General features: G+C 37.0%; 20 protein-coding genes. 11 read left to right on the plus strand and 9 right to left on the minus strand.

What is annotated here, in order from left to right; all coding sequences use genetic code 11:
* Window positions 1-38: 38 nt before the first annotated feature.
* Both K5X82_08055 and K5X82_08060 read left to right on the plus strand, forming a co-directional pair.
* Entirely contained in the window at window positions 39-314 is a 276-nt protein-coding gene (locus tag K5X82_08055) for a hypothetical protein (GenBank protein QZT38842.1), read from the plus strand.
* Window positions 315-357: 43 nt separating this feature from the next.
* Window positions 358-969 carry a hypothetical protein gene (locus K5X82_08060; GenBank protein ID QZT38843.1) on the plus strand — a complete coding sequence of 204 codons (612 nt, stop codon included), beginning with the start codon at window positions 358-360 and terminating at the stop codon, window positions 967-969.
* A 131-nt stretch (window positions 970-1,100) separates the two neighbouring features.
* Here the strand turns inward: K5X82_08060 and K5X82_08065 are convergent, their stop codons facing one another.
* Window positions 1,101-2,342 carry an ISL3 family transposase gene (locus tag K5X82_08065; GenBank protein ID QZT38844.1) on the minus strand — a complete coding sequence of 414 codons (1,242 nt, stop codon included), beginning with the start codon at window positions 2,340-2,342 and terminating at the stop codon, window positions 1,101-1,103.
* Window positions 2,343-2,394: 52 nt separating this feature from the next.
* A complete protein-coding gene (locus tag K5X82_08070) occupies window positions 2,395-3,426 on the minus strand; it encodes an IS5 family transposase (GenBank protein ID QZT38845.1) in 1,032 nt (343 codons plus the stop codon).
* A gap of 199 nt (window positions 3,427-3,625) precedes the next feature.
* Between K5X82_08070 and K5X82_08075 the strand changes: the two genes are divergently transcribed.
* From K5X82_08075 to K5X82_08115, 9 genes are all read left to right on the plus strand, one after another.
* Entirely contained in the window at window positions 3,626-4,603 is a 978-nt protein-coding gene (locus K5X82_08075; protein QZT38846.1) for an IS30 family transposase, read from the plus strand.
* Window positions 4,600-5,145, plus strand: a complete 546-nt coding sequence (locus K5X82_08080; GenBank protein ID QZT38847.1) for a hypothetical protein — start codon at window positions 4,600-4,602, stop codon at window positions 5,143-5,145. The genes K5X82_08075 and K5X82_08080 overlap by 4 nt, the downstream gene beginning before the upstream one ends.
* Before the next feature lie 528 nt (window positions 5,146-5,673).
* Window positions 5,674-5,847, plus strand: a complete 174-nt coding sequence (locus K5X82_08085) for a hypothetical protein (protein QZT38848.1) — start codon at window positions 5,674-5,676, stop codon at window positions 5,845-5,847.
* Between the two features lie 97 nt (window positions 5,848-5,944).
* Window positions 5,945-6,964 carry a hypothetical protein gene (locus tag K5X82_08090; GenBank protein ID QZT38849.1) on the plus strand — a complete coding sequence of 340 codons (1,020 nt, stop codon included), beginning with the start codon at window positions 5,945-5,947 and terminating at the stop codon, window positions 6,962-6,964.
* A gap of 9 nt (window positions 6,965-6,973) precedes the next feature.
* Window positions 6,974-7,525 (plus strand): hypothetical protein, encoded by a 552-nt coding sequence (locus tag K5X82_08095; protein QZT38850.1) that lies wholly within the window; start codon window positions 6,974-6,976, stop codon window positions 7,523-7,525.
* A complete protein-coding gene (locus K5X82_08100) occupies window positions 7,522-7,902 on the plus strand; it encodes a DUF1573 domain-containing protein (GenBank protein QZT38851.1) in 381 nt (126 codons plus the stop codon). Before K5X82_08095 ends, K5X82_08100 begins: the two co-directional genes overlap by 4 nt.
* A 20-nt stretch (window positions 7,903-7,922) precedes the next feature.
* Entirely contained in the window at window positions 7,923-8,993 is a 1,071-nt protein-coding gene (locus tag K5X82_08105) for an efflux RND transporter periplasmic adaptor subunit (protein QZT38852.1), read from the plus strand.
* 16 nt (window positions 8,994-9,009) lie between these two features.
* Complete coding sequence (locus K5X82_08110; GenBank protein ID QZT38853.1) at window positions 9,010-12,075, plus strand: efflux RND transporter permease subunit; 3,066 nt, start codon at window positions 9,010-9,012, stop codon at window positions 12,073-12,075.
* Between the two features lies 1 nt (window position 12,076).
* Complete coding sequence (locus tag K5X82_08115; protein ID QZT38854.1) at window positions 12,077-15,187, plus strand: efflux RND transporter permease subunit; 3,111 nt, start codon at window positions 12,077-12,079, stop codon at window positions 15,185-15,187.
* Between the two features lie 199 nt (window positions 15,188-15,386).
* Here the strand turns inward: K5X82_08115 and K5X82_08120 are convergent, their stop codons facing one another.
* From K5X82_08120 to K5X82_08150, 7 genes are all read right to left on the minus strand, one after another.
* Window positions 15,387-16,595: a hypothetical protein gene (locus K5X82_08120; GenBank protein QZT38855.1), complete on the minus strand. Its 1,209-nt coding sequence runs from the start codon at window positions 16,593-16,595 to the stop codon at window positions 15,387-15,389.
* Between the two features lie 21 nt (window positions 16,596-16,616).
* Window positions 16,617-16,889, minus strand: coding sequence for a YggT family protein (locus K5X82_08125; GenBank protein ID QZT38856.1), 273 nt, complete (start codon window positions 16,887-16,889; stop codon window positions 16,617-16,619).
* Between the two features lie 6 nt (window positions 16,890-16,895).
* Window positions 16,896-18,389, minus strand: a complete 1,494-nt coding sequence (locus tag K5X82_08130) for a hypothetical protein (GenBank protein QZT38857.1) — start codon at window positions 18,387-18,389, stop codon at window positions 16,896-16,898.
* Window position 18,390: 1 nt separating this feature from the next.
* Window positions 18,391-20,022: a protein phosphatase 2C domain-containing protein gene (locus tag K5X82_08135; GenBank protein QZT38858.1), complete on the minus strand. Its 1,632-nt coding sequence runs from the start codon at window positions 20,020-20,022 to the stop codon at window positions 18,391-18,393.
* Window positions 20,022-21,074 (minus strand): hypothetical protein, encoded by a 1,053-nt coding sequence (locus K5X82_08140; GenBank protein ID QZT38859.1) that lies wholly within the window; start codon window positions 21,072-21,074, stop codon window positions 20,022-20,024. Before K5X82_08140 ends, K5X82_08135 begins: the two co-directional genes overlap by 1 nt.
* 14 nt (window positions 21,075-21,088) lie before the next feature.
* Window positions 21,089-21,724 (minus strand): VWA domain-containing protein, encoded by a 636-nt coding sequence (locus K5X82_08145; GenBank protein QZT38860.1) that lies wholly within the window; start codon window positions 21,722-21,724, stop codon window positions 21,089-21,091.
* Window positions 21,725-21,869: 145 nt separating this feature from the next.
* A complete protein-coding gene (locus tag K5X82_08150) occupies window positions 21,870-22,508 on the minus strand; it encodes a VWA domain-containing protein (protein QZT38861.1) in 639 nt (212 codons plus the stop codon).
* Between the last annotated feature and the right edge of the window lie 2 nt (window positions 22,509-22,510).

Raw genomic sequence — 22,510 nt, forward strand, 5'->3', positions numbered from 1 at the left:
AACACATTTATGGAAATAATAATATTTCTAAGAATATAATGAAAAACTATTTCAGTATTCCTCAAACGGATGGTAAAGATATCTACATTCCGTTTAACCTAGACGATTCTAAATACAAAGACAAAAGAGGCCGGATAAGAACCCGAGGATATAATAAAATTCTTCACTTCGATATCAATGGCAATTATATCAACACTTTGGAAACCGAAGGATATTTTAAAATATGCACCATTCTTCCAACCAAGCATCAACTACTTCTGTATAGTCCTAAAAGTGAAACACCATTTACCACTATAGATTATACTAATCTATAATCATTAATCAAATACAAATATCTTAAACCACATCTTTAGGATTATGAAATATCTATCACTCCTATTTTTGCTTATTCTAATCTCCTGCAATTCAAACAATGACAACATCACACTTTACCTTTGTGATATTGAACAAAAAGTTATAAATGTGAAACAAACTCCAGTCGAGGTATTAAACAAAGAACCTTTAGGGCATCCTTTTTTTATTGACAATATAAAAGACAAATACCTTGTTATTACAGATATAGATGCACGAGATAAGGGGTTGTATATCTATAACATCGATAACTTTAAACCACTAGGAGTCACAGGAAAACTAGGAGAAGGACCTGGAGAGATTTCTTTTTATAGTTTAACCGTTCCATATGAAAATGGTTTTATTATGCAAGACAATAGTAAACGTCTCTATTACTACTATGACATTAATAACGCAATTGAGGAAAAACACTATCTTCCTCAAGAAATAACGCAGTATACAAACAAAAAGATATTCCCTTTTCATTACAAGATGCTAAATGAAAGCAATTATATCGGTGTTATTATGAAGGCTACGTCCAATAGTACTTATGGGAACCTCTCAAAATTAGTTTTTTTGTTTGATCCTATATGTTCGGTAAATTTGGGAAACCTCACATATAATAGTGTGTATTTTTAATTATTGATAATCAGTGTATTACATTTCAGTATTTAAAGTGTAGACACAGTTATTTTACCATTAACTTTAATCTTATAATTTGTTCATACCTAAACAAGTTGGCTCTTTCCAAGATTTGATGGGTAATCATATTAAAAAGAACAATGCTTATTCACCTTTCTAAAATCTAATTTACCCGTAACAAGATATATCATTGTGATGAAATTTTTAGTGTCCCTAAATCCTTTAGCTCTTCTTTTTACTGTTTGAACCACAGAATTAAGACCTTCTAATATTCCATTATTTATCTTTGTTTCCATCCATTGCACAACGCCATCCCAATGTCTTTTAATTGTATTGGCAGCCTTGATGATAGGCTCCATCCTAGAGTGAGTTGCCCAATAATACCATTGTTTTAATAAGCACACAAACTCTTCTGCCGTGTTAGCGTATGTGTAAATATCCTGAAAGCTTTCACGTATTCGGAGTGCTCTGAAACTCTTTAATTTACTGTTTGATATAGAAAGATCCTTAAAGGCTTGCTGTTGCTTTAAGGTGAAGTTTGTCTTGTTCTTTAAGAATAAATACCTGTTCCCCTTTAGACACTCTTCATCTTTTGCTTCAGATCGTCTAACCTTATCTACTGCTTCATTGATTATCTTCATAATATGAAACTTGTCAAATGTAATGGAAGCATCTGGAAGGTGTGTTGCTATGCCACTAATGAATGAAGGAGACATATCACAACTGACATGACTTATTTTACTTGATTTGATCACTTTATTTTGGTCGTGATAATGTGGAATAACCTTACAAAAAGAAGCAATAGTTTCTGCCCCTTTTCCTTCAGTAACATGTACTGTCTTGCGTTCTTTTAGGTCTACAAACAAAGTAACATAATTATGCCCTTTTTTACAAGAAGTCTCATCAACCCCTATCATCTCAATATCAGAATGGTCTTCTTCGGCCTTTGCTGTATCGACATACAAAGTTGCCAACTTCCATAGCTTATCATCATAAACACCTGTCATTTGTGCAACCTGATGAACTGGCATATAAGAAATTAAGGACATTAATAATGCTTCAAACAACAGTGTAAAACCAGGTAGTTCACCTTCCCAAGGCATATCAAGAATAGCAACATTACCATCTCCCTTTATAACACGGGGAACACGTGCAGTTAAATAACACTTATACTCAAAGAAGCTTAAATGCTGCCATGTTTTCTTTCGTGTATCATGCACCTGTAGGTTATCCTCTCCATTGTGACTAAAACGAGAACCTCTCTTAAAATCGATATAAACATCTAAACGTTGGGATTCCTTGTCTAAGTTAATACCATCAATAAAATAGGGAGATTCAATATGTAAGGCTGAGGCTAATAAATCGTACATGATGTCTTATTTTAGAAGTTATTATATAGAAATTAAACATGTAGCATACCCACTAAGTTTCGGAAAGAGCCAACAAGTTGTATGTGAGGTTAATTAGCCCAATAATTGTACTTGATCTTTCAAATCCAATACACTTCATTTGCAAATTTCCCATACTATTTTCCATAAAACCAAACACGTGCTCAACTCTTGCTCTTGTTTTTGATTTTTCTTTATTATTTTCCTTTTGCTGGTCAGTTAAAGGTTTATTTCTTACTCCTTTCTCATTTACATTATTCTCCATTTTACTTTCGTCTATAAGCTTATCACATCGTTCTCCTGTATAAGCACTATCAGCATAGAATTTACAATCTTGATCTGTATCATCTCCAATGAGTAAATCTAATGCTTTTGAGTCATGAACTTCAGCACTTGAAGAAGTATAATCTGTAATCAATTTACTATCACTGTCTATTTTGATATGATTCTTATAGCCAAAATGTTTTTCATTACGTTTTTTCGCCCAACGTGCATTTACATCTTTCTGACGAAGTTTATTCTTATTTGAATGCCATTCCTTTGGAGCACAGTTGTTTTCTTTGATATATTCATTCTCTTTTTTGCTATTTCTTTGTCTTGGAACTTCCACAAAACTAGCATCAACAATTTTACCTTCAGAAACAAGCAAACCCTCATTATTTAATACATGATGAAACTGTTCAAAAAGTTCTCTTTCTAAATCTAGAACTGAAAGTCTTTCTCTAAATCGCCAAATTGTTTTTTCGTCTGGTATAGAACTACTCCGAACTAAACCTAAGAATTGACTAAATGAATGCCTATCAATAATCTGATATTCTGTTTGAAAATCACTAAGATTATAATAGCATTGTAGTATCAAAATCTTAAACATCATAATAGGACAGTAAGCTGGAGCACCAGCATTACTTTTGCGATCTTTTTCATATACCTTTTCTAAGATGGGGAGAAATAACTCCCAATCGATAACCTGATTTAAACGATATAAAGGATCTCCCATTTCTTGAAGCTTCTCTAGCCTAAAAACGTCATCAAATAATGAATCGTTAGTGATATTCTTGTAGTTCATATTTATAAAGATCACTTTTTTAGTATAAGAATTACAATGTAATATGTCTTGCATTCAAATCATAAATGCAACACAATATTATAACTATGAGTGTTATTTGTGTGTAAATATTGAAGAAACAAAAAGGAGGATTTCTCCTCCTTTATACTAAGTTTGTCCATCAAATATTTACAGATAAATCCTCCAAGAAATAATGCAAATGGGACAACTCGTAATAAAACAAAGATACTTAATTGAATTGATGCTTGCAACAGGAGCTAGTTTCGAATCGATAGGCTCTGCAATCAACAAAAACAAGTCAGTAATAAGTAGGGAAGTAAAAAGGAATAGTAATCCAGAAACTGGATGTTATTGTGCGATCTATGCAGAAGCTTTATGTAGAGAAAGACATCGTAACAAGCGAAAGCAGATTGTATTAGATGGAGCGATGAAAGACTATATTAAACATTACTTGGAGAAAGGCTTGAGTCCAGAACAGATTAATGGCAGAAGTAAATTAAAAGGGATTTCTTGTGTGTCACATGAAACGATATACACCTATATCTGGGAGGATAAGATTGCAGGTGGAGAGATTTATAAGTCATTGAGACGCAAACATAAGAAATACTCCAGAAGAGGTGCAAAGAACGAATTTCGGGGCAAAATGGAAGGTCGCGTAAGTATAGACCAGCGTCCTAAAATTGTGGAAGAGAAACAACGCTTTGGAGACTTAGAAATAGACACAATTATTGGAAAGAACCGGAAAGGGGCAATTCTCACTATTAACGACAGGTCTACAGGGCTGTGCTGGATAAGGTTATTAAATGGAAAGAATGCCAAAGCTCTTGCAAAGCAAACTATTGATGTATTAACCCCCTTTAAAGATCTAATACACACCATTACATCTGATAATGGAAGAGAGTTCTATGAGCATAAGCATATTGCAGAATCACTAAAGGTGGACTTCTACTTTGCTCATCCATATCATTCTTGGGAAAGAGGTGCAAATGAGAATCTAAATGGATTGATTAGACAGTATATACCTAAAGGAAGCTCTTTTGAGAACTTAACACAAAAGGAAATAGACTGGATACAAGCTAAGCTTAATAATAGACCTCGTAAGAGATATGGATATCATAAGCCTATTGAAATGTATAATAAGCTAAAACTTGATAGAAAAGTTGCATTTGTCGCTTGAATTCACGTGTTAAATATCAGTTAAATAATTATGAGAGCCCCCCTTATGAAATAACGATCGGAAAAGGGAATCTATTTAATGACTCTATCAATAATATTATAACGATTCCAGAAGAAATAGACAATCATAATGTTCAGTATTTCTTCTCTGCCAGTAATAATAGAATATTCTTAAACTACCATTACTATCATCTTTTTTCAATATATGATACCCAAGGCAAGGAGATCAAACAGATTTATGGCTCTCATAAAATAACAAAGGACAGGAAGAAAACGCATTTTAGCTTTGCACAAACGGATGGCAAGGATATCTATATCCCATATAACCCTGAAGTATCCAAGTTTAAAGACAAAAGAGGTAGATGGGATTTCAAAGGATATAATAAAATTCTTCATTTTGACATCGATGGAAACTACATCAACACATTTGAGACTAAAGAATATTTTGAGTTATGCACTATTCTACCAACCAAACACCAGTTGCTTCTATATAGCCCTAAGAGTAATACTCCATTCACTACTATCGACTACGCTAACCTATAATTTACAACTATGAAACCTACCAAGTTTATACTCTTTCTATGGACGTTTTGCACGATCGCCATCTCTTGCCATCATAAACCCAAGGATCCTTTTATTGGTAAACAGATTCATTTCGACAAAGAGCTAAAGCTGATCTTCAATCAATTGGTGATACGTGATATTCCTGACAGCTTACAGAAGGGCAAATATCGTATCATCACCATTCATGATGCGACTTGTCCTAAAAGTATACATTACCTCATCTATTCTGTATATACAAAAGTGAAATGCCATTTACCACAATCGATTATACAAACCTATATATTCTGAGGAAACAGCCCACACAATAAAACAATTTAAGGATATTACACAATAAAACAAATCAACAAAATTAAAGCAATAGGCATATACAAAACAGGAACTTAATCATTTAGAATCAACCCATACAAAATAATTCCAGTCCAAATAAAACACACAAAACTTGCACATAAACAACGGAAAACATATCTTAACATTTAATGTTATATTATTAATCACAAAATAGCCAATATGAAAAAATTATTATTGATTTGTATCCTTGCAACAGGAGGAATCTTTGGCTATGTAAATGCAATTGCAGGACCGGGTGATGAAATTCATAACACACGATGTCCAAATGGATGTCACCATGATCCTGGAGCATGCGAATGTGGCGGCATTCGTGTAGGGATTGAGGCCGAATAAAATAGTATATGACTAGGTTGTTCTACGTATTATCAATATTTATTTAAAACAATCTAGCCTTCATATTCTCTCTAACATTAAATAATAAACCAATTCTATGAAGAATAGTAAAACCTTTCTTTTTATTATTACACTTTTTTTTGTTTATACAAGTTGTAAAAAGAACGAACGGGTAATTTATCTTAATCAACTTAAGAACAAAATATCTATAATGAAAGAGACACCTGTTAAACCTCTTAATAAGGAGCAGATAGGAAACACCTATCTTATAAACAATTTGCATGATAAATACCTTATTATTAACGATACTGAATGTACGGACAATGGATTATTAATCTATGATATAAATAACTTCAAGAAACTCGGTGCAACAGGAAAAAAAGGAGAAGGCCCTGGAGAGATATCGTATTACTATAAAGTCATTCCATACAAACATGGGTTTATAATGCAAGATCACAGCAAAAACATTGTGTACTATTATGATGTTGTCAAGGCTATAAAAAATCAAAACTACTTACCATTAGAACTTCTACATCAAAAAGACATCAAAGATTATCCATATTTCTACAGGATGCTTTCTGATTCACTATATGTAGGAGTACAAGCTAGAATAGGGTCAAGTTCAAATTTTGAAGTAAATATAAACAAAGGAAATCTTTACACAGGAACTTATAAGAAAATGATCTCTCTACCCAATGAGATAGACAACAATAAATTACAATGTTATTTTGCATCATATAAGAACAGAATAATTATTACTTACTTCAATTATAACCTTGTTTCTATATATGACATTAAAGGAAATTTAATAAAACATATCCAAGGAGAGGTGAAATTGAAAAAAAACAAACACAAAAGATACTATGGACGACCAATTGGAATAAATAATAAATTATTTATTCCATCCTTTTATGGAGATGGTTATATGAAAAATAGTAGAGGTATAATTGAAGAAGTTGGGTTCAATCAACTTTTATGCTTAGATATGAACGGTAATTACATAAAGACATTAAAAACATCTTCAAATTTCTATAATGCAATTCCTCTTCCTGATAAAAAAAGAATCCTATTATACAGACGTAAAAATGACATTGCTTTCACAACTATACATCTATAATTAACAACAATGAAACCTACCAAATATATTCTCCTTCTAAGGACCTTTTGCACGATCTTGATTTCTTGCCATCATAAACCCAAAGATCCTTTTATTGGTAAACAGATTCATTTCGACAAAGAGCTGAAATTGATCTTCAATCAAATGGTGATACGTGATATTCCTGACAGCTTACAGAAGGGCAAATATCGTATGATTACCATTCATGATGCGACTTGTCCTAAATGTATATATGGCAAACTAAACCTTGTAGACCAGAAGCTTTTTAGTAGACTTCATGGGATTGATAAGATGGATGTGATTCATATCTTAAATATTCAACCAGGTGATTCACTCTATTTTAGGAACAAGATGTATGCTCAAGTGAAGGTAGAAGGTGAACTGGTATGGGATCGGAACTTTATATTTGAAGAGAGTAATCAACTCTTTACTCCCGATGAGTCTAAGCGTGTATTCCTTGTTGATCCGAGCAATAAGATCGTTATGACGGGAGATCCGCTATTAGACCCTGACTGTATCACTCGTTATAATGCCATTATCGATACAATATCTGCCTTATGAGATGGATAGTTAGCATATTTTTTATATATTTATTAACACAATGTTCTTCTCCGACGCCCATAGACTCGGGAGGAACATTTTCAGGATATATAGGATCGAGTCAAACCATAAGTATTCCCACGGAGAAGCTCTCTAATAAGTTCCAAATAGAGCTCTTATTAGAAAACAGAGGGAGGACACCTATTCGTATCTATCGTTTGATCTCTTCATGTGGATGTGTAGATCCTCAATGGGATACAAAGCCAGTGGTTCCCCACCAAAGAGCCACCATTACTTTGACCATAACCAGAGAAGATCAATCGAAGTTACAAAAGAGATGTCTGATTAAACATAGTGGCGCATCTGCTCCAGATACTCTATACATTCGATCCCAATAATGATATAAACCATAAGCACTATGAAGCGATACACCTTACTCATGATTACCCTATTGGGACTTATTGGATGTAGAGACAAACAAAGCGTGAACATGAATACGACATCCCAAGAGGTTGAAAGAGAAGTGGCAGTGCCTGTGGATGTAACCATTCTAAAAAGGCAATCATTTCATGAGACTTTCTCTTACCAAGGTGTCGTATATGCATCTGAGAAGATCACCATTTCAGCGCCCTCGAAAGGAACGATTCACTACCATCAAACCATTGGCTCCACCATAAGCAAAGGGGCTATCATCGCAGAAATAACAAGTCCACAGGCCATCGATCGTTATGACAAAGCAAAACTGCAAGTAGACCGATGTAGTCTGGAGTATAAAAACAAGATGATGGGATTGGTGGGGATGAAAGACGAGGCTCAAACATTGGAAGCCCAGAGACACTCTATCGCACTACAAGTAGGACTTTTGGAAGCCCAGAAGCAGTTTGATATATGTCGAAGAGAAAAAGAGTCACTACAAATCCGTGCCCCATTCGACGGACAGATATCTCAAGAGATAAGCCCCAACCTCCAAGAGGTCGAGATGGGCACAAAGATGTTCGAATATATCCCAAACAAAGCATACGAGGTGACCTTTAAGATCCTCGAAAGTGACCTCCCGAAACTTCATAAAGGAGATGCCCTTCATGTGGTGATGCTATCAACACAAGACACCTTACATGGGAAGTTACTCCATATTACCCCTAAAGTAGACACTTATGGCTTTATCTCTTTAACGGGGGAAATAATGCCACAAAACAACCAGACTATCATGGATGGGATGCATGCCATGGTAGAGGTATACCACACGATACCAAACCAGATTGTCCTTCCCAAAGAGGCCGTACTTCGCCGTGGTGGCAAACGTATTGTATTCATCAAGAAGGGCCCCGAAGCCCATTGGAAATATATTGATATCATCGGAGAGAATGCCAACTCCCTCAACATCTCCAAAGGCGTTGAACAGGGCGACTCACTCATTGTCTCTAATTGTGTTAACCTTGCCCATCACTCTGACATCGTATTAGAGAAAGTCATTGAATTAAAACAATAGCCACACACCACTTCTTATGCATAAAGAAATCGTACGTCGTCCCATCGCTATAGGGATGATATTCCTATCGCTGACCATACTTGGGATCGTTGCATTTCTCAAGCTCCCCATAGCCATGCTTCCCAAAGTGCATATTCCACAAATTACGGTGCGAGTAAACCAGCCCAATGTAAGTGCCTCGGTCATAGAGCAACAAGCCACTAGTCCCTTAAGGAGTAGCCTAATGCAACTACCCCATTTGAAAGAGATCCACAGTGATAGTCGGGATGGCTCTGCTGTACTATCGTTACGCTTCTACTACGGGACGGATATTGACAGGGCCTTTATCGCCACCCATGAAAAGATTGATCGTACCCTCTCCTCTCTTCCCAAAGAGATGGAGCGTCCACAGGTGATGAAAGCCAGTGTTACAGACCTGCCAACATGCTATATACAGATCACATCCAAAAAAGGAGAAGATAATCAGACCTTCCTCAACCTATCTAAATTTACCCAAGCCGTCGTACTTCGTCGTTTAGAGCAGATCCCCGAAGTGGCGATGATAGACCACACGGGAATGATCACCTCACAAATCACCATACGGCCCAACCATAAAGCACTGACAGCACACCATATTACCATCGAAGCATTAGAACAGTTCATGCGTCAATCGCAGATACGTTGCAACGATCTCAGAGTAGTAGATGGAGCTTATGAGTTCTATATCAACTATAATGGTAGCATCCAAACGCCTGAAGATCTTAACCAACTGATGTTTACCCAAGGAGGTCGATCGATACCCCTCACTAGGCTAGTCAACATCAAGGAAGAGATGAAACCACATCAGGGAGAGGTAATAGAGGGGCATAGAAGCGCAATATCACTTGCAGTGATCCAGAAGTCCGAAGCAAGATTTGAGGACCTTAAAACGGCTCTAAACGAAGTAATCGTCGATTTACAAAAAGGATATCCAGAACTCTCGTTTACCATCACCAGGGATCAGACCACCCTCTTGGCATTTGCCATTGATAACTTAAAACAGAGTCTATTTATTGGAGCCCTACTAGCGATCCTTATCATGTTTTTCTTTATGAAAGACTACCGTGTATCCCTACTGATGACCCTCACCATTCCCGTGAGCCTTATCATCTGCTTTATGGGCTTCTATTTTCTAGGAATCACCATGAACCTGATCTCCATCTCGGGACTAATATTAGGGGTAGGGATGATGATTGATAATGCCATCATCGTGATGGACAACATCACCCAACATCGAGAGCGAGGAACCTCATTAGACCATGCTTGTATCGAAGGGGCATCCGAAGTGTTTAAACCCATGCTGAGCTCTGCTCTGACCACCTGTGCTGTTTTCATCCCTCTCATCTTCCTCAGTGGAATATCAGGCGCACTATTCTACGATCAAGCCATGGCCATCACCATCGGGCTAGGAGTCTCCCTCTTGGTATCCGTCACCTTTCTCCCCATGGCCTATCGCATCACATTCATTCGGAAGCAACAGGTCGACTTTACAGAGAACCGATGGGTCAAACACCTTATTCATCTTTATGAGAAGGGGATGGTCTACTGTTTACGTCACAGCAGAAGGATGACAGCCCTCTCTTTCCTCATGATGGTTGCAGCACTATGGATGGCTCGAACACTTCCAAAACAGGTGATGCCCACCATTTCTCAAAACGAGATAGGGGTAAAAATATCATGGAACCGTCCCATTACCCTTAAAGAGAATCGACTACGTGTCCACGCACTTCTAGACAACCTCACCCCCAAACCGACCATGTCAGTAGGCTATTTAGGCACACAGGATTTCGTCATGTTCCAAGGCGACCAGACAGAGGTAGGAGATGCCATGATCTATCTTTCGGCAGAGAACAGCGACCAGTTAAGAGAGATAGAGGCCCATATTCAACAGAAAATCTTTAAACAACACCCAGAAGCAAACATCACTTTCAGCGCTTCAGAAAACTTCCTCACCCTCTTTATGGGAAAGCAGAAAGCACCACTACAGGCGCAATTTCTGCTGGATGACATGGCACAAGTAGCTCCATTACAGAAGCTATGGGAAAAGCTACGTCAATCGAACGCAATAGACTCCATTCCTGACCTATCTATGAAAGAGATCTACCAAATAGAGATAGAGACACCAAAGATGAATGCATGGCAAATATCACCCGAAGCAGTAGCCAAAGTATTAAAAAGAAGTTTAGGACAAGAGACAATCTTACACCTTACCGATGGGGTCACACGACTGCCTATCGTAGTAAAGAGCCCTGTCCAACATGCATCAAACTTTCTAACACAGATAGAAGTACCCAATGCCAATGGCGATAAGGTAGCCCTATCTCAGTTTGCAAAACTTGTGCCGACAAAGCGTCTCAAACATATCGAAGGAGGAACCATAGGAACGTATTATCCGCTAGATATCTACGATGTAGCAAACTCAAAAGAGGCCGACAAACGCATCTTATCTCTTCATAAAATAGTAGACGAAGTTGATCAGGTAGAGCTCGTTTATGGCGGAGATATATGGGAAAGAGAAGCGATGGTAAAAGAGCTAATGGGGGTTTTCATCGTATCCTTACTCCTTCTCTATCTTATTATGTCCATTCAGTTCGAGTCGTTCCTTCTGCCTTTCATCGTCTTGTTAGAAGTCCCTATCGATCTCTTTGGAGTGATGCTTATGTTAAAACTCTTTGGACAATCCATCAACCTGATGTCTCTGATTGGAATGGTGGTGATGAGTGGAATTATCATCAACGACTCCATCCTTAAAATTGACACCATACAGCAATTGATGATCCAACAAAAGATGTCACTATACAAAGCACTATTAGTGGGAGGACAACGTCGTTTTAAATCCATTGTAATGACCAGTCTCACCACCATCTTAGCGATGACCCCATTCCTTTTTGGTGATGGCATTGGAAACGACCTACAGATACCATTAGCTCTCGCAGTGATAGGGGGAATGACCTTAGGTACCCTAGTGAGCCTCTTTATCGTTCCGCTTCTTTTTGTAGGCATGACCAAGCTTCAACGTACCACATTAACCTTTACATCCAAAGGACACTCGACACAAAAGTAACATGAAGATACGATCAAATTTCTCCATCATACTCCTCTTTGGGATTGCGGCTTTACTAGGATTGGTATTAAGCAGCAAAATCGACCTACGTCTTAATCCGTCAAGAACCTCGAAGAGAGTCTCCGTATCTTTCTATTGGGCCAATGCCACCGCTAAATCAATCGAAACAGAAGTAACCTCTAAACTGGAGTCTGGGTTGGCCACCTTACATGGAGTAAAGAAGATCTCATCAAGAACGCAAGAAGGAGGAGGTTATATCACCTTGTCACTTAAAAAGGGAACCGATCTAGAGATGTTCCAATTCGAAGCCCTATCAGTGATTCGACGTATCTACCACACCCTTCCCTCAGGGGTTTCATTTCCAAACCTCTATATTGGGGGAATGAAACAGAGCGACCCTATCGTTCGTTATCAACTCAAAGCACAAGCCCCCATAGAGAAGATGGTTTACTATCTCGAAAAGCGTGTCATTCCACAAATAGGAATGATCACTGGCGTACAATCCGTGAACACATATGGAAAAGAACAGCAGCAGTGGAATATCGTTTTCAATAGCCATAAATGCAGACTATTAGACATACAACCCAAGGATATTAGGAAGGCCATACAAACCCACTTACAGAGTAACCAAATAGGAACCATAGAGACCAAAGACCATCAGACGCTACAGGTCTGGTTACATGCTAAAAACAGTGCTCATAATGCATTGGAAAACCTACCCCTACTTCTTCCCAATAGACAAACTATTATGCTCAAAGAGGTGGCCGACATCTATCAAACACCCAAGCAGAAGCAACAGATCATCCGAGTCGATGGCAAACAGGTGCTATCCTTTAATATCCTTCCTGAAGAGGGAGTCAACCAACTAGACCTAGCCAAACACATCTTCAATAAAGTGTCTTTTTTAAGCCAACAACTACCACAAGGATGGGAACTCGAAATAACACATAATGCAGCCAAACCCTTAAAAGTAGCGATCACCACGATGATCTATCGCACCCTTCTCTCTCTGGTCCTACTTCTTCTCTTCGTCTTATGGGTCACCCGTAGTGGCAGGTATGTGGTATATGTGATCATTACGCTACTAGTCAACATATTCATTGCCATTGGGCTCTATTGGCTCTTCAACATTGAAGTGCATATGTATGCATTAGCAGGGCTTACCATCTCTTTAGGAATGGTGATTGACAACACCATTGTAATGATCGACCACCTAAGACACAAAGGAGGGATAAGAGTATTTTGGGCAATCCTAGCAGCCACTCTAACCACAATTGGTGCCTTATCGGTAGTATTCTTTCAGTCAGAACAGCTACAGTTAATCCTCAAAGACTTTGCTTGGGTGGTGATCATCCATCTATCTCTTTCGCTGTTGATTGCCCTATATCTCATCCCTGCATTGATGCATCGCTTTCCCCTCAAAGAGAGACCCAAAGCCAAGAAGATGGGCAAACAACGACGTCAAATTCGATGGAGTCATCGTTACCTATGGCTTTTATACTGGATGCGTCGCTATCGTGCCATACCACTACTACTCATGGTATGGGCTTTCGGCATTCCGCTATACCTTATCCCAGAAGAGATCGACGAAAACCATCCCCTTAAACCACTGTTCGATTTTACTATTGGAAGCGATTACTATAAACGCCACCGTAACACCATCGAAGCACGAGTTGGCGGAACGCTATATCAGTTTCATGAAGCCATCAATAGTTCTCAAGGCGATCGCAAAATGGAAGAGACCAAACTCATGGTTATATGCAAGAATCGCGAAGGTGGCACCTTCGAACAGTTAGATCAAATCGCTCGTCGAATAGAACAACATCTCGCCAAATATCATGAGATACGTAAATTCATCACCACCCTATACAACCCCGATGAGTTTCAAATAGAGATCTATTTCACTCCCAAAGGGGAGAGAAGCGCCCTCCCTTTCGAAGTCAAAAGGGATATGGATATATTTGGAGTCGTAACAGGTGGTGTCGATTGGAATATCTTTGGGGTAGGAAAAGCATACTACAATGCTCGCTCAGGAAAAATAGATGACCAAGTGTTAGAGTTACATGGCTACGACTATGAAAAGCTCTATCGCTATGCACAAAAACTTCAAGCACAGCTGCTGAAGCAATCAAGAGTACAAGCCCCAGAGATCAAAGGAGAGACAGGATGGGGAGTGGTACTTAAAGAGGGAAGGAAACTAAAGATCAATACAGCGAAACTTCAACAGAATGGAATCTCGCCATCTCAACTCTACAAGGCGATGGTAGAACATACACGTACCGAGAATATCTATCTCATCTCACCATGGTTATCAACCAACCATATAGAAATGTTCTCTGACCAATACCAGAACTACTCCATGTGGGACCTTATGCACCAGCAAGTAGATGGCGCTTTTCGTACGACCTATTTAAAAGAGTTAGCACATATGGAGGAAGGAAATATTGTCTTTCCTATCCTTAAAAAAGAGCAGCAGTACCTCCTATTCATTAACTTCTCTTTTAAGGGAAGTGACAAAACGATGGAACGAGTGATAGAGAACGAGATGTCTCTTCTACGACGTGAAATGCCTATGGGATTCTCTGTAGACTTCAAATACTATCATGACCGATGGTACGAAAAGGATAATGTACTACTATGGCTTGCGATAGCGCTATTTATTATCTTTATCATCTGTGCCACCCTTCTCGAATCCATCAAACAACCATTACAAATATTGATGGTGCTCCCACTAAGCTTCACTGGAGTATTCTTTATGTTTGGAACCCTTGAGTTCCCATGCGACTATGGAGGTTATGCATCCTTTATCATGCTATGTGGTATTGCTGTCAATGCAGCACTATACATTGTCAACGACTTTAATAGCTTCCAACGAAAGACTCCAATACAAAATACAACCCAGCACTACATGAAAGCCGTGCATTATAAAATATCTCCCATCCTTTTAACCATACTATCCACAGTACTCGGATTGGTTCCATTTCTTCTGTTTCAAAAAGACGAAGCCTTTTGGTACTCTTTTGCCTTGGGAACCATAGGAGGACTGATCTTCTCCATAATCGCCATATTCTTTATACTACCACTCTTATTACTCCCCAAAAAAAAGATATGAGAAATAGAATAAAAACTGAACTATGGAAATTATTTCACACAGTAGTGTCACTTTATTCAATAAGAAAAGGTCTATCTTTCCCGAATCAATAAAAACGAGAAGATGATAGACCTCAACAGAATAATATTTTATAACAATTTATGGTGAAATAAATCGATATTTTATTAAGTAGTATTAATAATACAACTAATGCATGATACTAATGCCATCCTCCAGTAATACTATTCGCTATGTTACGTAGTGCCTCTGCAATTCCACCTGATTTATTAAGAAACTCAATAAAAGCTCCTGCAGTATCTGAAAGAGGATTATGCACTCCCTCTAGATAAGCTCCAGCTGAAAGCGAATATACAATAAAAAAGAAGTATATCGTAGCCAATATAGTTACCTGTTTCCATTTCAGTTCTTTACAAACATAAAAAACCAACATAGTTATTATCGTTACAACAAGAAGCATTATTCGTATATCGATTAATGTTGCACCAGCATCCTTAAATGGTATTGGTGTTCCAGTAATCATAAGGTATATAGCCAAAGGCAATCCCATACTGATAGTTATATCGAATATATTTGAACCTAATACATTAGAGAGTGCATCATCATAATTCCCTTTTTTAGCATCTTTCAAAGATATTATCGTATCGGGAACACTACTCGCTGCTGCGACAAGGATAAAAGAAATAAACAATGGATTAATTCCAAAATCTGAAGCAATAAACTCTGTCCCTTTTACTAATCCAGCAGAACCTAAAGCAATAAAACTTGTCGCAAACAACAATAGGAACCATGCCTTAACTGTACGTTCCTTATCTGTTTTAAATAGGAATTTTTCATACCATGAATCTCCTTCTTCTTCATCGTCTTCCTCCTCTTCTTCTCCATCTCCATTCATCTCTTCTTTACTCATAGACATCAATGTATAAGTCAAATAGACAATATAGAAAACCGTAAAAGCCCATCCATGCCACATTGTAATATAGTCACTCGATAATAATACCAAAAGCAAGATTTCTGCACCGATTAGAAACAAACCATCTCTTAAGATAACTTTCTTCGCAACCTTAACACCCTTTACTCCTACAATAGTTGAAATGACCATCCCAATTACAAGCATTGGAATAACAATGCTATTAAATATCGCAGACCCAGTATCTCCTCCTACTGATGCAGCAAAACCTTCCGCAATATCTGTTTTAGTGTAAAAAATCAAGAAAAAGACAGTTGTTAACATCTCAGGCATAGAAGATCCGATAGCATTTATCGTAGCTCCTTTTACTCCATCAGCCATGTTACGACCCAAATAATCGGCTGCAAGTTCAAATATATCACACGCTTTTGCAATGACAACAGACATTATTATCATCAAAGAAAATCCACCAATCCAATTATCAAAAATTGATTCAATCATACCTTTTTATATTAACTTAGTTTAAAATCTTGTGTAATTCATGTATCCTCTAGATACCAATATCATAAAACCCAATAAAATAATTAGAACAATAAACGGAGCAACATCTAATTTCACACCTCTTCCTATATTTATTGGATTTATATTCATAAAGGGTCTAGTCAATAAATCAAAAACTGTATCAAGAACCTTATAAATCTTATCATATGGACTATCTAATAGGTTCGCATGCGAACTTACTTTTTGATAAAAGAATAACCCTATAATCAATAAAAACAACCCTATTTTAATCATAACATTCTAATTATTTACCATTTGAATATGTGCTAACCTTCCACCATTGCTCTTCTCTAACAACAACTGGTTGTTGTCTTCTAATACCACATGCTTTCCAATAGGTATTACTATCTTGTTTGTTACATCATATAATTCTGGTAGACTTTGGTTTACTAAAACCCACTTTCCTTGATGTTTTACAAAATAACCTACAGGCTGCTTATCTTCATCTGTTAATCTTTCATTGGGATGAACCAACCTATTGGTATGCCACCTATATAAATATTGGTTATGATACACCATTAATCTTGCATTGTCATTAAGAAATTTTCCTTTCTCTCGTGTTGAAAAGAAATTAAGGATAGGCAACGCTTCAGTATAAGATGTATTACAATAAGGACATCGCGGCGACATCTTATTATCAAACACAAACCATTTATGACTACATTTGGGATTATGACATGGCTGTAATAGATCTACTGTTTTCACCAACGCTGCTTCCCATTCATCTGCAGTAGGACGTTTATTGGGATGGTGTATTCCATCAATAAATGCTCTATCAAATAACTCTTTTAGATAATCTCCAAGAATAGTATAAGGTAACTTATTAACATCGATATAAGGTAATTCTGCTGGATGAACATCATTAAGATTTGGTCGATTACTTCGATCAGTATGATGTTCAATAAATAGAGCCTTTGCTCCCATAGAAAGTTCATCATCCTTCGAGGGATCAGGATCATTAATTTTTCCACCTTTTAGTGGGTGTCTAAACAACAGATACATATATATCAATACTGATAATGCATATCTATCAGTCAATATAGTTGGGAGTTTTCGATTAGGATTATCGATAGCAAGCATTTTTGTCATGATCACTTCTGGTGCTACGAAATCGGGCGTTCCAATAACATCTGGTGCATACTTTCCTGGAACAACCAAGCCATCAATATCAATAATACAAGCGTTCTTTCCCTCAGGATCAATTAAAACATTATTATATGAGAGATCCGAATGGGCTAATCCTGCGGCATGTAATCGCTTCATTGATCGACTTAAAAGAATCGATATTCTTAGATAACTAAGTAAATCACCTTTCTCATTCTCATGAAGAAATCTATTTTGATTTTTTGCAGAAGCAAACCATTTACCATTCTTTTCCTGTCCTTTGATACCTAATAGGTCATTATTAAAAGAACCATATTTAAAGAAAAACTCCTTTCGATATGCGGGAACAACAATTCCAGTTTTTCCATTATACTCCACAATGTCATAAGGCCAACATAACAACTTTGACCAATACTCTCCATGAGGACCATCTATAATCTTATCCTTATAAACTCCTACAATCGCTTCTAATCTATCTTTAGAACTTGCATCTAGCTTTGATCTAAAAAATCCTACCACATAACTCTTATCAGGGCTAAAATAGACATCTTTCATGGTTCCAGAACCAATGATTTTATCCTCCCATTCAATCTTTATTCCTTTATGGCTTAATGTTGATTTTATTGACATGTTAATATAGAATTACTAGCGTTCGATCATCATATTCTCCTACTTCGTAGAATTCTAACCACTCAAATACATCCTCTTTATTTAGTGGATCTTGCTTTATTACGGGCTCTAATTCACCCCATAACTTCATCCAATAATTTGAGTCCTCTAAGTTTTTTTCTGTTCCAAACTTAGGATCAGAAATACCATCTGTCATCAACATTAGTGATTTCACACGATCTTTAAACAACCAAAACTTAGAACGATCATAGATATCCTTATTCTGAAATAACTCTTTACTAGTAATAAAATAAGTCTGTCCTGAGTATTCTCCTCCGTCAGGTTTCATTAAAAGTTTTCCTTCTTTTTCTGTCACCACTCCAATTGCACCGTCACCAATAGAGAAACTAATTACTGCAGTTCCAAAATCAAATTCTTTACTCAGGGTAAACAATAATGTTGACGAAAAATTCTTTATTGTAGTCTTATTATTTTCTTTTGCGAATGTTTCAATTTTTTTTAATGAACTGAAAGCTGCTTGAACAGTCAATTCATGAATAAGAGTAGACAACTTCTTACGTTTTATTTCCTCAGTATCTACGATAGTCTCTTCAGGTAGATCAACCGCAATCTTATTTTGACTAATATAATCTTCAGTAAGTGTATCTTTTATTACCTCTGTTTGATCAGTATCACCTTCCACAAGTGCGCCTTCCACTATATCATACTGATCAGCTACAAATTCTGATATAATAGACTGATCAATAGAATCTTTTGCAAGTGTATTTTCAACTACCATACTTTGATCAGAACAAATTTCTGATCTCCTATTCAGATCAATCCCATCATTTTCTCTTTGAATATTAGATTCTATTGGAGAATTCAATGACACAATCAGATCTTCTATTCTCTGGATCTTCTCCCTATTTTCGTCAGTGGAGATATTGTCAACCACAGACTGACAAGCCATTCGTGATCCCTCTCTACTATATATAGCCGATCCAGCACCATCACTAACAACCTGTAATATCCATCCATTATCCCATGTTTGAATACTAAAATCATCATCTCTAAACGTTCCTCGTTGTGCATGTGATTTCCCACGTACAGAAGCACCTAATAATCTTCGATTATTAAAAATCTTGGACAAGTAATCTTTATTGGTTTTATAATATGGACCTTCTAAAGGTGGATCTTTATCAACCCACAAAGTTCTCGGATCTGCATTAATAAGGATATGAACATCACGAGTAAACTCTCGGCTATTCAAATTCTCTTGATAAATTAAAGTCCCTTTATAATCTCCTGGCAATATTAAGTCACCTTCAAAACAGGTATCATCTTTATTCCATGACAATTGTGGGATACCATTAAAATCAATTAATGCATCTTTGGGAATACCGAATGCCTCAAGATCAACAATTTCTTTATAAGGCATATTTGCTTTACCGTTTTTCAACTGTATAACCTTTTTGGAATCCTTTGTAATCTCTTTAGCCATTCTTTCGTCTTCCTCTTTTATCAGTGTAAATACCTTTTTTATTCCTCCAAGCTTTGAAGTCATGGAATTCATTTGATCTTGCATAACTGTAAGATCTGATTCTATATTTTGGATCTCAAGACAGAGACTATTTAATAAATCACTTTTTTCCATTAACCTTGTCGTCTATCAACTTTAAAACTCTCTTCTGACACTCCATAGACTGCAATTGTTCCACACCATGCACATTTCTGTTCCTCGGTATCGGTATCCACACAAAAGACACCACCACATTGACACATTGCAAATGCATGAGCACTATAACAATATGGACAGGAAGGAAGACCTCGTAGATACTTCGTATCTAAACTACTTTTTGAAGCAGATCCTGATAATGCTTTATAACTATCATAGTCAAGACGATGAACTCCATTTAGGCGATATACCTTATCGAAGGAGTCAACGTCTCCATCTAGAATCTCAACACCTCGCTTGTATTTAATCAAATACTTCTCTTCTGTCTTTTGGCATGCACCTAAAATGACTGTATAGTTGTCATCAATAATGGCATCTTCATGGTCATGTTTACTCAAATCTATTTTAGATAGTCCCTGTCCTATATTATCAACATTTGTTTTAGGCTCGATACCTTCTGAGACCTGAATACTAGAATTGATAATCGAATCAGTTAACCATTTAAAATAACTTTCGAAACATTTATCCTGTTCTCCATCTAACAAAATAGCTTGATCAGCTAAGGGGCTAAGAAGTTCATTTGATACAGACTTACCGAGAGTCGCTACCAATGTGTGGCATCTATTTTTATAGAACTCCTGCCATTTAGATAACGAAATCTTATAATCATCTGTCGGTTGACCATCAGTAAATAGGAACACCAAAGGCTTCCAATCTCCTTTTGACTGATAAGTACTTCTTTTTACATGGCAATCAATCTCTTGCATCAAAAGGTCTAATCCAGCTCCTAAAGAAGTACCACCACCAATAGGGAAATCTGGTGGATAATAGAGCGGTAGTTCTTCATATGGCTCCAAAATCTTTCCTTTACCAGCAAAACCGATCACTTCAATCCAAACAGTCTCTAACGCATAGGGATTCTTCTTTAAACTACGCAATAGCCTCTCCATCCCTTTATAAACCAAATCAATTGGTTCACCTATCATAGACTCTGATAAGTCTACTAGAAAAAATACAGGTAGCTTCCTCATACTAGAAAATATAATTAAATTACAATATTTAATTCAGGTGGTGCAGGTGGTAACATGAGCTCCTCTGAAACACCAGCACTTTTACTTCCCTGATTCACAACTTCTGAAACCCACCTGAAATAAGCCTCAAATGATGCACTATCCATATGGTCCAACATAGTTATGTTATCAGTTATCATTCTTAAATACTCCTCCTTTGCCTTTGGACCAGCACCACAAGCAATTATACTTCCAAAATTAGCAGCCCGCATTTCGGTAGCCATCTCTTTAAACTTCATCAAATCAGATGGCTTTCCATCAGTCATAATAAATAATAAAGGCATCCAATCTCCCTTCTGTTCATTAGAAGAAAGAATCACTTCTCTTTTCATCTTATTCAACACCATCTCGAGTGCTTCGCCTAAAAATGTTGGCCCTGATTTAGGACATGTAACCTCCTCTAGTTGTACTGACGAAAGTTCAGTCAATGGCAAAAACTCATGTACTTCTTTATCAAAAGTAATGATACTAATGTAGACTGTATCTAACGCATGGGGATCAGATCTCAATGAAGTCATTAAAGACTGTAGCCCGACATTTACTGACTGGATAGGTTCACCTGTCATAGATCCAGAGGTATCTAGCAATAAATAAACTGGTAATCTTCTCATCTTATATTATACCTCGAAATTCGTTTAATCATTTCTCTTTTCTCCGATAGGAGATATTTCCCCACGAATACCAATACTATTTTGAAATGAGGATAGGTTATACCGAACAGCTATTATTTATTTCAAAGTAGTATTGATATAAAAATTATAAAACAATATTAACCTCATCTGGTGGTGGCGGTAGTTCAAGAATAGTAGTGGTCTCGTTGCTCTCATTCTCAACCCTCATACTACTAACAGATATGGAAGTAGAAACCCACTTAAAAAAAGCTTGAATAGATGCAGTATCAGCTTTATCAATGGAGACCACATTATTAGTTACCTGCTTCAAAATAGTAGTATCAGCATGTTCTCCTGCTGCACAAGCTACCACCATTCCATATGTCTGCTCTTGGAATCGTTTCAACCCTTTATGCCAATCATCGGTTGGTAAACCATCAGTCATAATAAACACTAATGGCTTCCAATCTCCTTTCTGACTTGATGTAGTCTTCTTTACATCCCCTTTTACACAGTCACTCAACAGAGTCAATGCTTCACCAAATGAAGTTTGACCACTTGCCGTCAACATTGGTTCTTGAAACATAACAAGCTCCGTTAGTGGCACTACTTGTTCTGCACTATGATTAAATGTTATCACACTTATATGTGCAGTTTCCAATGCATACGGATCTTGTCTAAGAGTAGAGACCATCATATTTACTCCACTTTTAACGGCATCCAACGGTTCTCCAAACATAGAGCCGGAAACATCTAATAACAAATATACTGGTAACTTCCTCATTT

The sequence above is a fragment of the Prolixibacteraceae bacterium genome, from assembly GCA_019856515.1.
Lineage (GTDB): Bacteria > Bacteroidota > Bacteroidia > Bacteroidales > Prolixibacteraceae > Halosquirtibacter > Halosquirtibacter xylanolyticus.